This window comes from Halomonas sp. HMF6819, assembly GCF_044335525.1.
Classification (GTDB): domain Bacteria; phylum Pseudomonadota; class Gammaproteobacteria; order Pseudomonadales; family Halomonadaceae; genus Vreelandella.
On the sequence record NZ_JBIQVY010000008.1, the window covers coordinates 1 to 12,966 of the forward strand.

The 12,966-nt window shown below is 63.6% G+C and carries 13 protein-coding genes; 7 read left to right on the top strand and 6 right to left on the bottom strand.

Annotated elements, in window-relative coordinates:
- Positions 1–72: 72 nt before the first annotated feature.
- Positions 73–1,134 carry a histidinol-phosphate transaminase gene (gene hisC / locus ACGLWX_RS16955; protein WP_396241487.1) on the bottom strand — a complete coding sequence of 354 codons (1,062 nt, stop codon included), beginning with the start codon at positions 1,132–1,134 and terminating at the stop codon, positions 73–75.
- Between the two features lie 215 nt (positions 1,135–1,349).
- On the opposite strand from hisC, the gene ACGLWX_RS16960 reads away from it, so the two are divergent.
- The 4 genes from ACGLWX_RS16960 to mnmH all read left to right on the top strand — a co-directional run bounded on the left by ACGLWX_RS16960 (position 1,350) and on the right by mnmH (position 5,550).
- Positions 1,350–1,805 carry a copper resistance protein NlpE N-terminal domain-containing protein gene (locus ACGLWX_RS16960; RefSeq protein WP_252109597.1) on the top strand — a complete coding sequence of 152 codons (456 nt, stop codon included), beginning with the start codon at positions 1,350–1,352 and terminating at the stop codon, positions 1,803–1,805.
- Positions 1,806–1,934: 129 nt separating this feature from the next.
- On the top strand, positions 1,935–3,308 hold the full coding sequence (gene radA, locus ACGLWX_RS16965; protein WP_252109598.1) for a DNA repair protein RadA: 1,374 nt from the start codon (positions 1,935–1,937) through the stop codon (positions 3,306–3,308).
- 121 nt (positions 3,309–3,429) lie between these two features.
- Positions 3,430–4,467: a selenide, water dikinase SelD gene (gene selD, locus ACGLWX_RS16970; protein WP_396241489.1), complete on the top strand. Its 1,038-nt coding sequence runs from the start codon at positions 3,430–3,432 to the stop codon at positions 4,465–4,467.
- Positions 4,468–5,550 (top strand): tRNA 2-selenouridine(34) synthase MnmH, encoded by a 1,083-nt coding sequence (mnmH, locus tag ACGLWX_RS16975; protein WP_396241491.1) that lies wholly within the window; start codon positions 4,468–4,470, stop codon positions 5,548–5,550.
- On the opposite strand, the gene ACGLWX_RS16980 is transcribed toward mnmH, so the two are convergent.
- Positions 5,547–6,236 (bottom strand): type 1 glutamine amidotransferase, encoded by a 690-nt coding sequence (locus tag ACGLWX_RS16980; RefSeq protein ID WP_396241493.1) that lies wholly within the window; start codon positions 6,234–6,236, stop codon positions 5,547–5,549. The genes mnmH and ACGLWX_RS16980 overlap by 4 nt on opposite strands.
- Positions 6,237–6,386: 150 nt before the next feature.
- Between ACGLWX_RS16980 and ACGLWX_RS16985 the strand changes: the two genes are divergently transcribed.
- Positions 6,387–6,989, top strand: coding sequence for a YjaG family protein (locus ACGLWX_RS16985; RefSeq protein ID WP_396241495.1), 603 nt, complete (start codon positions 6,387–6,389; stop codon positions 6,987–6,989).
- A 119-nt stretch (positions 6,990–7,108) separates the two neighbouring features.
- Here the strand turns inward: ACGLWX_RS16985 and hisF are convergent, their stop codons facing one another.
- The 4 genes from hisF to hisB all read right to left on the bottom strand — a co-directional run bounded on the left by hisF (position 7,109) and on the right by hisB (position 9,938).
- The gene (hisF, locus tag ACGLWX_RS16990; RefSeq protein ID WP_396241496.1) at positions 7,109–7,882 is read right to left on the bottom strand and encodes an imidazole glycerol phosphate synthase subunit HisF; all 774 of its coding nucleotides are present in this window, start codon (positions 7,880–7,882) and stop codon (positions 7,109–7,111) included.
- A complete protein-coding gene (hisA, locus tag ACGLWX_RS16995) occupies positions 7,879–8,625 on the bottom strand; it encodes a 1-(5-phosphoribosyl)-5-[(5-phosphoribosylamino)methylideneamino]imidazole-4-carboxamide isomerase (protein WP_252109604.1) in 747 nt (248 codons plus the stop codon). The genes hisF and hisA overlap by 4 nt, the downstream gene beginning before the upstream one ends.
- A gap of 11 nt (positions 8,626–8,636) precedes the next feature.
- Entirely contained in the window at positions 8,637–9,278 is a 642-nt protein-coding gene (gene hisH, locus ACGLWX_RS17000) for an imidazole glycerol phosphate synthase subunit HisH (protein WP_396241498.1), read from the bottom strand.
- Positions 9,279–9,344: 66 nt separating this feature from the next.
- A complete protein-coding gene (gene hisB / locus ACGLWX_RS17005) occupies positions 9,345–9,938 on the bottom strand; it encodes an imidazoleglycerol-phosphate dehydratase HisB (RefSeq protein WP_396241500.1) in 594 nt (197 codons plus the stop codon).
- 185 nt (positions 9,939–10,123) lie between these two features.
- Between hisB and ACGLWX_RS17010 the strand changes: the two genes are divergently transcribed.
- Positions 10,124–10,621: a GNAT family N-acetyltransferase gene (locus tag ACGLWX_RS17010; protein WP_396241502.1), complete on the top strand. Its 498-nt coding sequence runs from the start codon at positions 10,124–10,126 to the stop codon at positions 10,619–10,621.
- Positions 10,621–12,942, top strand: coding sequence for an AsmA family protein (locus ACGLWX_RS17015; protein WP_396241504.1), 2,322 nt, complete (start codon positions 10,621–10,623; stop codon positions 12,940–12,942). Before ACGLWX_RS17010 ends, ACGLWX_RS17015 begins: the two co-directional genes overlap by 1 nt.
- The last annotated feature ends 24 nt before the right edge of the window (positions 12,943–12,966 follow it).

Below are 12,966 nucleotides of genomic sequence, written 5' to 3' on the forward strand. Positions count from 1 at the left end.
AAGCGACGCGGTGCGCCGCGTCGCTGGCTAAAGCCTGCTCCTACAAGAGCGGGTTGAAATGGCTATCACCAGTTAACGACAAATGCTTTCCAGCGCTTCCATCAGGCTATCCATTTCATCGTCGGTGCCGATAGTGATGCGCAGGAAATTGCCCAGAATATCCGTGTTGAAGTGGCGTACCAGAATGCCGCGCTCGCGAAGGCCTGCGAAGAGCTGGGCGCCTTGAAAGTCGGGGTGCTGCGTCAGCACGAAGTTGGCTTTTGACGGCAGTACGTCGAAACCAAGCGCTTCCAGGCGTTCGCGAGTACGCTCGCGAGTGGCGATCACATGGTTACGGCAGGCGTCGAAGTGCGCCTGATCCTTGAGCGCCTCGATGCCTAAAAGACTGGCCAGGCTATCCACCGGGAAGGAGTTGAAGGAGTCCTTGACGCGCTGCAACCCCTTGATCAGCTCCGGCGAGCCGATAGCGTAGCCCAGCCGCAGGCCGGCAAGGCTTCTTGATTTGGAAAACGTACCGGTGACCAGCAGGTTCGGATAGCGCCTGGTGAGCGCGACGGCGCTGTCGGCGCCGAAATCGACGTAAGCTTCATCGATCAGCACTACGCGATCCGGTACCCGCTCTAGAAGTGCCTCGATGCTTTCGAGCGAGTGGGCGTGGCCGGTGGGGGCATTAGGGTTGGCCAGAATCACGCCGCTACGCTCGGCGCTCGCGGTCAGGGCGTCGAGGTCGACTTCCCACTGAGCGTTGAGCGGGTGCTGGCGAAGTTCGATCCCGTACAGCTTCGCGTAGACCGGGTAAAAGCTATAGGTAATGGCCGGCGCATCGAGCGGCGCGCCGTGACAGAAAAAGGCCTGGAAGGCGAAGGCCAGCACCTCATCGGAGCCGTTGCCGACAAAGGTCTGCTCCAGATCGACGTCGAACGTATCGGCCAGAGTTTGTCTGAGCGCGCGCGAGGTCGGGTCCGGGTAGAGGCGCAAGTGGTCGGTGGCGTAATCGCGCAGCGCCTGACCCACGCCCGGGGCCGGCGGGTAAGGGTTTTCGTTGGTGTTGAGCTTGATTAGACGCTCGACGGGCTGTTCGCCGGGCACGTACGGGGTCAGCGACCGAACGGCGGGGCTCCAGAATTGGCTCATGAGGGACACCTGGTGGCTCTTGCAAGGAGCATTATGGTGGCCCGAGCCACGATCAAGCGCAAGATGCCTGCATGACTATTGCAGGCGGCTGTTTTGTCTGGCGATTATTTGACACGATTGCAACGCATCGAGGGGTGGGCGTCGCACCTTGTAGCGGTTATGCTGTCATAAGCGCACGAAAGAAATGTATGTCCAACACGAGAAGGAGACACCCAATGCAATTTCGGAGTTTGCTAGCCGGTTCGGCTATGTTGGCACTACTGGCGGGCTGCGCATCGGGCCAGACCGACCAGCAAGGCCAGGATGCCCCCGCCATGAGCGCGTCTCAGGCCACCTACCAGGGAACGCTGCCGTGCCGTAACTGTGACGGCATCGACCTGAACGTGACCATGGAAGGCGAGGAGACTAGCGCCCCGCAGGAGCGGACGTTCGATCTGACGGCAAGCTATCGTAACCACCCCCAGACCCCGCCGGACGAAAATTACTCCGGTAACTGGGAAGTGCTGACCGGTACGCCGTCGGATGCCAACGCGACCGTCTATGAGCTGACGCCCAACGGCGATGGCCAGATTTACTACTTCCAGAAGATCAGCGAGCAAACCCTCGAGCTGATCGACCCGGAACGTCGTCGCTTCGAAAACGGCGAAATGCTGCAGCTGCAGCGCCGGTAAGCGCTTAGGCGATCAACGTCACGGCGTATGCGCCGTGAGTGTGAAAGGCGGCCCAGAGCCGCCTTTCGTGTATTTGCCCGGCACCGGAAAGTGGCCACCGGGCGGTAAGCAAGACAGGAGCAGCGCGGCGTGGCCAAAGTCAAAAGCGCTTATGTGTGCACCGAGTGCGGAGCCGAATACCGCAAGTGGCAGGGGCAGTGCTCGAGCTGCCAGGAATGGAATACCCTGAGCGAGGTACGTTTGGCGAGCGCCCGGCCCGGCGCCGGCGCGCCCGCTCAGGGGCGAAGCGGCTACGCCGGAGATCTTTCCCGCGACGTGGTCGATCTGAGCAAGGTCGATTTGAGCGAGGTGCCGCGGCTAAGCTCCACCTTCGCCGAGTTCGACCGCGTACTGGGCGGCGGGCTCGTGCCAGGCTCGGCGGTGCTGCTGGGCGGAAACCCGGGGGCGGGCAAGTCGACACTGCTTTTACAAACCGCCTGCAAGCTCGCTCAAACGCGGCGCATCATGTACGTCACCGGTGAGGAGTCGCTCTCCCAGGTCGCCATGCGCGCCCACCGCCTGCAGCTTCCCACCAGCGGGCTCAAGATGCTGGCCGAAACCAGCGTAGAGACGATTCTCGCCGTTGCCGAGCGTGAAAAGCCGGAAATACTGGTGATCGACTCGATTCAGACCATGCACCTCGAGGATATTAGTTCCGCCCCCGGCGGCGTCGCCCAGGTGCGCGAATCCTCGGCGGCGCTGACCCGCTTTGCCAAGCAGAGTAATACGGTGCTGCTGCTGGTCGGCCACGTGACAAAAGATGGCACCCTGGCCGGCCCCAAGGTGCTCGAGCACATGATCGACGCCTCGCTGCTGCTCGAAGGCGGCGCCGACTCGCGCTTTAGAACCCTGCGCGGGCAAAAAAACCGCTTCGGTGCGGTCAACGAGCTCGGTGTATTTGCGATGCTCGAGCAGGGCATGAAAGAGGTCAAAAACCCCAGCGCGATCTTTCTCTCCCGCCAGGAGGAGCAGGCGCCAGGGAGCCTGGTCATGGTGGTGTGGGAAGGCACGCGGCCGATTCTGGTCGAGGTGCAGGCGCTGGTGGATGAGTCGGCACTCGGTAATCCGCGCCGCGTGGCGGTGGGGGTCGATCAGAACCGGCTGGCGATGCTGCTCGCCGTGCTCAACCGCCATGGTGGGCTCTTCACTGGCGACCAGGACGTGTTTTTGAACGTGGTCGGCGGGGTCAAGGTGCTGGAAACCAGCGCGGATCTCGCGGTGCTGCTGGCGGTGGTGTCGAGCCTGCAAAATCGGGCGCTGCCGAAGGAGCTGGTGGTGTTCGGCGAGGTAGGGCTTTCCGGCGAGATTCGCCCGGTACCCAGCGGCCAGGAGCGCATCAGCGAGGCGGCCAAACACGGCTTTTTGCGCGCCATCGTGCCCCGCGCCAACGCGCCGAAGCAGCCGCCCAAGGGCATGGAGGTCATCGCCGTGGACAAGCTCAGCGACGCGCTCGAAGCGCTTTGACGTCAAAGCCTTTGGATCAGGCTGTGCTATTTTTTCAGTATCCGCCTTTTATCAGCGGCTTATAAAAACGAATGATGACGGGGCCTTTGGCGGGCGCCGATCAGTTTCAAGGAGAGATACGATGAGCACCATTCGACTCACTCAGTACAGCCACGGCGCCGGCTGCGGCTGTAAGATCGCCCCGGACGTGCTCGACAGCATTCTGGCCAAGGCGGGCCCGAGCGCCGGCCACAAGCAGCTCATCGTGGGCAACCAGGGCCGTGAAGACGCCGCCGTGTTCGATTTGGGCGACGGCCGGGGCATGATCTCGACCACCGACTTCTTCATGCCGATCGTCGATGACCCCTTCGATTTTGGCCGTATCGCCGCGACCAACGCGATCAGCGATATCTACGCCATGGGCGGAACGCCGGTCATGGCGCTGAGCATTCTTGGCTGGCCGGTCGACAAGCTCGCCCCGGAAATCGCCGGCGACGTGGTGGCCGGCGCCCAGGGCGTGTGCCGCGAACACGGCGTGGCGCTGGCCGGCGGTCACTCCATCGACTCCACCGAGCCCATTTTCGGCCTCGCGGTCAACGGGCTGATCGAGCTCGACCAGCTCAAGCTCAATAGCGGCGCCAAACCCGGCGACCTGCTCTTTTTGACCAAGCCGCTGGGCGTGGGCCTTTTAACCACCGCCGAAAAGCGCGGCCTGCTGGAAGCGGGCCACCACGGCCTGGCCCGCGAAACCATGCTCAAATCCAACCGTATCGGCGTGGAGCTTGCCGGGGTGAAGGGGCTCAACGCCATGACCGACGTCACCGGGTTTGGCCTGGCCGGCCATCTCAGCGAAATCTGCAGTGCCAGCAACGTCATGGCACAGATCGATTTTCGCCGTCTGCCGCGTCTTTCCGAGGCCGAAGCCTATCGCCGCCAAGGCGCAGTGCCCGGCGGAACGCTCAGAAATCACGAAGCGCTGGGTGGGCAGCTCAAGCCGATGGACGAAGCCCACTGGCAGTGGCTGTGTGACCCGCAAACCTCCGGCGGGCTTCTGCTCAGCGTCGACCCGGCCTGGGAGGACGATGTGAAGCGCATTGGTCGCGAGCACGGGATCGAGCTTCAGCCCTTCGGCACCATGAAGGCGCGGGAAAGCGACGCGCTGATCGATGTGGTCGGCTAAATGAGCAGCGATGTACCCGCCACGACCCATCTGATTAACACGGGCACGCCGCTAATCGACGTGCGTGCCCCGATCGAATTCGCCCAGGGGAGCCTTCCCGGGGCGGTCAACCTGCCGCTGATGGTCAACGAGGAGCGCCATCAGGTCGGTATCGCCTACAAGGAGCAGGGGCAACAAGCGGCGATCGCCCTTGGCGAGCGTTTAGTGAGCGGCGAGGTCAAGCGCGCACGTATTGCGGCCTGGCGCGAGTATCTGTCACGCCACCCGAACGCGGTTATTTACTGCTTTCGTGGCGGCCTACGCTCGCAGATCGCCAAGACGTGGCTTGCCGAGGAGGGCGTCGACGTGCCCCGTATTACGGGGGGCTGGAAAGAGATGCGCCGCACACTTTGCGAGCGTATCGACCAGGCCGCCGAGCAGCCCATGCTGGTGGTGGCGGGCTTGACCGGCTCCGCCAAGACGGTCTTGATCAACCGTCTCGCAAACGGTATCGACCTTGAAGCGTGTGCCAATCACAAGGGGTCGGCGTTTGGCCGTCAGGTCGAGGCGCCCACGACGCAGATCGATTTCGAACACGCCCTGGCGTCCCAACTGCTGAGCCGGCCCGACAAGCTGGTGATGGAAGACGAGTCGCGCCAGATTGGCAACGCCAACATCCCGCTCACCTTCTGGCACGCCATGGAAAAAGCGCCGCGCATCCGCGTCGAGATGCCGCTGGACTGGCGGCTGGATCAGCTTCGCCATGATTATATCGAAGCGCTGGAAGCGGCCTTCGTGGCCCGGTTCGGCTTCGAGCAAGGCCGCGCGCGAATGAAAGAGCAGCTTTCCAACAGCCTGAAGCGGCTGGCCAAGCGGCTGGGTAACGCCCGACTGCAGCGCCTTCAGCGCCTACAGGCGCTGGCGTTCGACGCCCACGACCGGGGCAACACCCAGGCCCACGAAGCCTGGCTCGGCCCGCTTCTGACCGAATACTACGACCCGCTCTACCGCTATCACTTGGAGCGGCGCCAGGACGCCCCGGCAGAGCTTCACGTGGGCGACTGGGAAAGCTGTCTGGACGCCGCCCGGCATTGGAGCGTCTAGGCGCGGGCCAGCCACTGCAGCATGACGCGATCAAGCAGCGGCGCCAGGTCGTGAAAGCGCTTGGGTATCTCCAGAATGGCCGCTTCGCTTTGCAGGTAGCGCTGGCCGGCGGCCGTGGCTGGTGCGGCGGGCGGGTACTCGAAAAGCTCGGTGGCGCTTTTGGCGGTGACCTCGAAGTGACACAAAAGCCCCACCACTCGCCCGGCGTCCCAGGCAAAGCCTTGAAGCGGCGCGGCGTCACTGCCGCCCAGCGGCAGGGCGGCATCCGGCAGGCTGAACACGTAGCGGTGCCACATGAACGCCTCGAAGCGCTCGGGAAGATCGAACGGGCTTTCCGGGGCGAGCGTCACGCCGTGCCAGCCGGTTTCCGGATAGGTGCCCGGGGCGATCACTGCCTCCAGCGCCTCGGCAATCCATAGCGCTCCCAGGCCGATGCCGAGCACCGGGCGCTGGCCGTCCAGGTAGCGGTTCAGAAGTTTTTTCTCCGCCCGGGCCCAGTCGGGTGGGGTTTGAATCAACTCATCCGGGCCGTCCAGCACGATGAGCGCGTCGCACTCGCCGGGGCGCGGGGTCAGCTCGCCGTCGAACAGATGAAAAACCGTATAGCTGTGGCCCATGCTGTCGAGCCAGTCGGTCAGGCGGGCGGGGCCGTGTTGCGGGCCGTGCTGTAGCAGATGAATATGCATGGTAATCTCCTCGCCGGCCGGTCGTCGCGTCATGGTCGCGTTTGCGAATGTGCGACGATAACGTATCGCCTTATCTTCACCAACACCGTTTTCACCGATATCTTTTTCATCCCTACCATTTTCACCGATATAAAGGCTCAGGAAATCAACATGGTGGCCAAACCCTCCGGATTTTATCAGCTTCTTCAAACGCTTCCGCTGACTGCCCAGCAGGCCTTCATGGCTGCGCTTTGCGAGCGCTTGATCCCCAACTATGCGCTGTACGAGCAAACCACCGGCCACGGCGACAGCCACACGCTTAAAACCGTGCTGAGCCTGGTGTGGGAGCGCCTGCAGGTGCCGGGTGCCAGCATCGACTTCGCCCGCCAGGCCGAGAAGCTGGCCGAGTGCGAGCCGCCGGAAGACGACGACAGCTTCGGCGCGCGACGAGCGCTGGATGCGGTGGTCGCGGTGAATGCGCTGCTCGATACGCTACAGGGCGACGCGGGGGAGGCGGTGCTGGATGTCAGCCGCACCTCGCGGGCCGGCGTGCGCGCCTTCATCGAGCTGACCGAAGGCGAAGTGGACGCCCAGAAGCTTGCGCTGATCATCCGCGACCACCCGCTCATGGAGGACGAAAACGACTTTCAGGACGCGGTGCTCGAGGCGGTCAGCGCGCCGCTCGACAGGGCCGCGCTCAAGGAGCTGCGCGTGCTCGGACGCAACGGCGGGGTCAGCAACCTGGGGCTGAGTCTGGAGGACGACGACGCCTGACACTTAAGCCAAACGCGCTTGAGTAAGGCAAAAAGCCCAGAGCGTTGCGGTGGCAAGGGCTCTGGGCAGGGGCGTGAGAAAGATGTGAGAGAGGCGTGAGGCGGATAGCGAAACCTGCGCTAAAGGCGCATTTCGATACCGCGCTCGGCCATGTAGCGCTTGGCTTCGGGAATGGTGTATTCGCTGAAGTGGAAGATGCTCGCCGCCAGCACCGCGTCGGCGCCGCCTTCGAGCACGCCATCCACCAGGTGCTGCAGGTTGCCCACCCCGCCGGAGGCGATCACCGGCACGCTCACCGCCTCGGAAATGGCGTGGGTCACGCCCAAATCGAAGCCGCTTTTGGTGCCGTCGCGGTCCATGCTGGTTAAAAGCAGCTCACCGGCGCCGAGTGCGACCATCTTCTTCGCCCACTCGACGGCGTCGAGCCCGGTGGGCTTGCGCCCGCCGTGGGTGAAGATTTCCCAGCGCGGCGCCTCACCTTCGTTTGATACCTTCTTGGCGTCGATGGCGACCACGATGCACTGGCTGCCGAAACGTTCGGCAGCCTCGAAGACGAACTCCGGATTGGTCACCGCGGCGGTGTTGATCGACACCTTGTCGGCGCCGGCGTTGAGCATGGTGCGAATGTCGTCGCAGGTACGGATACCGCCGCCCACGGTGAGCGGGATGAACACCTCGCCAGCGATGCGCGAAACCATGTCGACGGTGGTGGCGCGCTCGTCAGAGCTTGCGGTGATGTCCAGAAAGGTGATCTCGTCGGCGCCTTGCTGGTTATAGCGCTTGGCGATCTCCACCGGGTCGCCGGCATCGCGGATGCCGACGAAATTCACGCCCTTGACGACGCGGCCGGCGTCGACGTCCAGACACGGGATGATGCGCTTGGCCAGGCTCATGTTCGACCTCCGGTCAGTTCATCGCTCAGACGCTGGGCGTCGCGCACGTCAAGGCTCCCCTCGTAGATGGCGCGCCCGGTAATCGCCCCGAGAATGCCGCTGTCGGCGACGTCGCACAGCGCCTTGATATCGTCGAGGTTGGTCACTCCGCCGGAGGCGATCACCGGAAGGCCGCCTTCGCGGGCAAGCTCGGCGGTCGCTTCGATGTTCACCCCCTGCATCATGCCATCTCTTGCGATGTCGGTATAAACGATGCTGGAGACGCCGTCACCGGCGAAGCGCTTGGCAAGCTCGGTAGCCTTGATGGTGGAGACTTCCGCCCAGCCGTCGGTGGCCACGAACCCGTCCTTGGCGTCGAGCCCAACGATGATGTTGCCGGGAAAGGCGCGGCACATCTCGCCGACGAACTCGGGCTCCTTCACTGCCTTGGTGCCGATGATCACGTAGGAGACGCCGGCGCTCAAATAGTGCTCGATGGTGTCAGCGCTTCGAATGCCGCCGCCGATCTGAATCGGCAGGTTCGGGTAGGCGCGGGCGATGGCGGTGACCGCTTCACCGTTGACCGGTTTGCCCTCGAAGGCGCCGTTGAGATCCACCAGGTGTAGGCGGCGCGCGCCGGCCTCTACCCAGCGACCGGCCATGGCGACCGGGTCGTCGCCGTAGGAGGTCGAATCCTCCATGCGGCCCTGCTTCAAGCGTACGCACTGGCCGTCTTTGAGATCAATGGCGGGAATGACTAGCATGATGAATCCTCTCAGGGCGTCCAGGTAACGAAGTTTTCGAGCAGGCGAAGACCGGCCCGCGCGCTTTTTTCCGGGTGAAACTGCACGGCGAAGGTGGCGTCGCGCCCAATGGCCACGTGCGCCTTCACGCCGCCGTACTGGGTCGTACCGAACACGTGGTCGTCAACCGTGGCGTTGACGTAGTAGCCGTGCACGAAGTAGAAACGCTCGCCGTCCTCGATGCCTTCCCACAGCGGGTGGTCGTGGTGCTGGGTGAGCCGGTTCCAGCCCATGTGGGGCACCTTCAGGCGCTGCTCCTGCTCATCGCGCATATCCAGCGGGAAGCGGTCGACGCTGCCCTGGAAAAAGCCCAGGCAGTCGACGCCGCCGTTCTCCTCGCTTTTCTCCATCAGCATCTGCTGACCCACGCAGATGCCTAGAAGCGGCTTTGCCTGGCGGGTCAGAATATCGTCGACCAAACCGCGTAGCTCGGTGCGCTCAAGCTCGCCGATGCAGTCGCGAATCGCGCCCTGACCTGGCAGCACCACGCGGGTGGCGCCCAGAATACGGCGCGCATCGCGGGTGATGATGACGTTTTCGTGAGTTACGTGTTCAAGCGCCTTGGCCACGGAATGCAGGTTGCCCATTCCATAATCGATAACGGCAATGGTCATATTGCGCTCCTTACAGGGGTGGGCGGATAACGGTGGGCGAGGGCGTCTGGCGAGAAGCGCTCAGCATCAAAGCGTTCCCTTGGTCGAGGGCATTTTACCCGCCATGCGCGGGTCCTCGGAAAGCGCCATGCGCAGCGCCCGGCCAAAGGCCTTGAAGATGGTTTCCGCCTGGTGGTGGGCGTTTTCGCCCTTGAGATTGTCGATGTGTAGCGTTACACGGGCGTGATTGACGAAGCCGTGGAAGAACTCGCTGAACAGCTGTGTGTCCATCGACCCGATGTTTGCCCGCGTAAAGGTGGCGTTCATGAATAGCCCGGCGCGGCCGGAAAAGTCGATCACCACGCGCGAAAGCGCTTCATCGAGCGGAACGTAAGCGTTGCCGTAGCGCACGATGCCGCGCTTGTCGCCCACTGCCTTGTCGAACGCCTGGCCCAGTGTAATGCCCAAATCCTCGACCGTGTGGTGGTCGTCGATGTGCAGGTCGCCTTTGACGTCCATGGTGATGTCGATCATGCCATGACGCGCGACCTGATCCAGCATGTGATCAAGAAACGCCACGCCAGACTCGCCCTTCAAATGGCCTTCGCCGTCGAGGTCGATGGTAACGGTGATCTGCGTTTCGTTGGTGTCACGGCTGACCGTGGCAGTTCGCGCTGACATGTTGCATCTCCTGCGCTTGCGCGCATAGTGGGGCGGCGAGGCGTGAACGTCCACGCCCGACCTTGGACATAATAGCGAGCCAAACGGCCATTATAGAGAATCGATGACCCCATCCGCTACAATGCGCGAAAGGTCGCCGATTTCAGCGGGCAAGGGCGGCGCAAACGCAGCCAGGAGGATTGATCATGCCGGTGACGCTTTTGTATGTCGATCAGACCCGCTGGGAGGCGGACGGCGCCGTACGCCAGGACCTGGCGCGTATTTATGCCGATGCTCCCCTGGAGCGGATACGCACTCAGACGGTCACGCCGTTCATCGAGCAGCACCTGGCCCAGCCGCCGCGCCAGTTCTTCGCCTGCGCCCGGTTCAACGGCCATCTGCTGGGCGCGGTGGCCATCCATGAAGCTGATGATCGCGCCTGGTGGCTTTCGGAGCTTTGCGTGAAAAGCTCGGCCAGGCGGCGTGGCGTCGGCTCCCGCCTTATGGCACTGTTGGGCGAGCAGGCTAAAGAGGATGGTCGCACGCTTCGCATCGATGCCGGCTCGCTGCCGCTGGCCGATCGTATCCTGTTGTCCAAAATCGGCTATCGGCCTTTTTCTACGCCACAGGCGGCCGGTAGCGGTGCCTTGGGTGGCAGCGGTATTCATGAGTATGTCGAGCTAGACCCACAAGGGAACGGGTGATGAAACAGTTATTGCGTATTTTGCTGGCCGCGGTCGGCATTCTGGCCATGGTGGCCGTCGCCGCCGTGGTGTATGTCACCACCTTTTTGGATCCCGAGGATTTCAAACCGCGCCTGGTCGAGGTGGTCAAGGAGCAAACCGGGCTCAATTTGGCGCTGGAAGGGCCGATCACCTGGTCGTTCTACCCGCGCATCGGCGTCAGCGTCTCCCAAGCCCGCGCCTGGCTTCCCGAGCAGCCCGTCGAGGAGACCTCCTTCGCCGCCGTGGATAGCGCCGAGGTCAGCGTCGCCTTTGCCCCGCTGTTGCGCGGTGAAATCGCCATCGATGGCCTGACACTGGACAGCGTACGCCTGAACCTCGAGCGAGACGCCGACGGAGAAGGCAACTGGCAGCCGCTCGTGGAGCGCCTGGCCGAGCAGAACAGCGAATCCGCCGAAACCGTGCTGGCGCCGGCCAGCGCCGGGCCCCACGTCGACGCGGGCAATCTCTCGGTGGTGCTCAACATCGCAAGCGTTGAGGTGCGAAACGCCGACATTCGCTATCGCGATGCGCCCAATCAGGCGCTTTGGCGGCTGCAGTCGCTCGATATCAACGGCAGCAACGTCAACCCGTCGCGCGCGTTTCCGCTCAAGGCGATGTTCACCCTGACCCGGCACAACCGGCTGGACGCCGAAGCGCTCGAGCGCGCCCCGGCCTTTACCAGCGAAATGAGCCTCGAGACCCGCGTGCTGCTGGGCCTCGACGACGAACGCGTTACCTTCGAGAATTTTCAGCTCTCTACCCGCTCGACCACCGCAAGCGAAGAAGAGCCGCAGCAGCTCAGCCTAAAAGCCGCCGAAATGATTGGCTGGCTTGGTGAGCAGCGCTTTAGCGTCAGCGACGGGTTAATCGAAACCGGCCTGCGCCACCCGGAAAACTGGCAGGGGGGGCTGGCGATGGCGCTGGCGTTCGCCCTGGAAGGCGACTGGGGCGCGCAAACCGCGCAGCTTCGCGACGCCGAGCTCACTGGCCCCGATGGTTTGCGCCTGAGCGGCCATCTCAACGTCGAGCAGTTTTTGGACGCCCCGCAGTATCAGGGCCAGCTCAACGCCGCGCCCTTTACGCTGCGCCCCTGGCTTTCGCGCATGGGCGTGTCGCTCAACACTGCCAGTGAAGCCGCGCTGAGCGATGTCGCCATGACCAGCCCCATCGAGGGCAACCTCGAGCAGATCGCGCTGCCCCAGCTCTCGCTGGTGCTCGACAACAACACCTTTACCGGCGAGTTGGCCGCGGCGCTGGACGGCAGCGCCCTGCGTTTCGATCTTGCCGGTGATCACCTCGATCTGGATTACTACCTGCCGGGGCCGGTCACCGCTCAGCAGGCGAGTCACGGCCTCATTCGCCGCGCCTTCGCCCAGGAAGAGAACCCGCTGCTGCCCCAGGCGTGGCTTGCCGCGCTGGATCTGGAAGGCGACCTGGAAGTAGACCGGCTCGAGCTTGCCGGGCTCACCTTTGACGATACCCGGCTAGCGCTTCGCGGCGAGCAGGGCCTTCACCGGCTGACCGGGTTCGAGTCGCGCTTCTACGACGGCACGCTCGAAGCGACGGGCTCGATCGACGCCCGCGAGCCGGTACTCGCGTGGCAGCTCGCGCCCACTATCAGCGGCGTGCAGGTCGCGCCCATGATCGAGGCGTTCAGCGAAGAGCAGTCGCCGCTTCGCGGGCGCTTCAACCTGCAGGGCGAGCTCACCACGCGCGGCAACACGCGCGACGTGCTGACCAGTAACCTCAACGGCGAGCTCGACGCGCGCCTCAACGACGGCGCAATCCTGCAAACCAACATTTCGCAGCAGGTGTGCGAGCTCGTCGCCAAACTCGAAGGTGAGGGCACGCTACGCGACTGGAATCCGGATACCCGCTTCGATCGTTTCGACGCCACCTTCAACGTGCGCAACGGCGTCGTGACCAGCGACGACCTGATGGTGACGCTGCCGGGCATCGACATGCAGGGCAGCGGCGAGCTGAACCTCACCAGCATGAACTTTCTGACTCACGCCAACGCCCGGCTGGTGGATACCGCCGACGCCGCCTGCAACGTCAACCCGCGCCTTCAAGCGCTGGCGCTGCCGGTACTGTGCGAAGGCCACCTCGATGACGACAAGTCTCAGTGGTGCCGGCTCGACCGTGACGCCTTCCAGGCTTCAGTCGTGTCGCTCTTGCAAGACGAGGCCGGCGCGCAGATCGAAGAGCGCCTTGGCGAGACCCTGGACGGGCTCAACGACCGCCTCGGCGAAGAGAACGTGCGCGAACTGCGAAACGGCATTCGCAGCCTCTTCGACTGATTGCTCTATCCTTTTGGAGCGCCG

Bases quoted from the DNA above. Each gene is read 5' to 3' on its own strand.
- hisC (WP_396241487.1), bottom strand. From the start codon at position 1,134: ATGAGCCAATTCTGGAGCCCCGCCGTTCGGTCGCTGACCCCGTACGTG.
- ACGLWX_RS16960 (WP_252109597.1), top strand. From the start codon at position 1,350: ATGCAATTTCGGAGTTTGCTAGCCGGTTCGGCTATGTTGGCACTACTG.
- selD (WP_396241489.1), top strand. From the start codon at position 3,430: ATGAGCACCATTCGACTCACTCAGTACAGCCACGGCGCCGGCTGCGGC.
- mnmH (WP_396241491.1), top strand. From the start codon at position 4,468: ATGAGCAGCGATGTACCCGCCACGACCCATCTGATTAACACGGGCACG.
- ACGLWX_RS16980 (WP_396241493.1), bottom strand. From the start codon at position 6,236: ATGCATATTCATCTGCTACAGCACGGCCCGCAACACGGCCCCGCCCGC.
- ACGLWX_RS16985 (WP_396241495.1), top strand. From the start codon at position 6,387: ATGGTGGCCAAACCCTCCGGATTTTATCAGCTTCTTCAAACGCTTCCG.
- hisF (WP_396241496.1), bottom strand. From the start codon at position 7,882: ATGAGCCTGGCCAAGCGCATCATCCCGTGTCTGGACGTCGACGCCGGC.
- hisA (WP_252109604.1), bottom strand. From the start codon at position 8,625: ATGCTAGTCATTCCCGCCATTGATCTCAAAGACGGCCAGTGCGTACGC.
- hisH (WP_396241498.1), bottom strand. From the start codon at position 9,278: ATGACCATTGCCGTTATCGATTATGGAATGGGCAACCTGCATTCCGTG.
- hisB (WP_396241500.1), bottom strand. From the start codon at position 9,938: ATGTCAGCGCGAACTGCCACGGTCAGCCGTGACACCAACGAAACGCAG.
- ACGLWX_RS17010 (WP_396241502.1), top strand. From the start codon at position 10,124: ATGCCGGTGACGCTTTTGTATGTCGATCAGACCCGCTGGGAGGCGGAC.
- ACGLWX_RS17015 (WP_396241504.1), top strand. From the start codon at position 10,621: ATGAAACAGTTATTGCGTATTTTGCTGGCCGCGGTCGGCATTCTGGCC.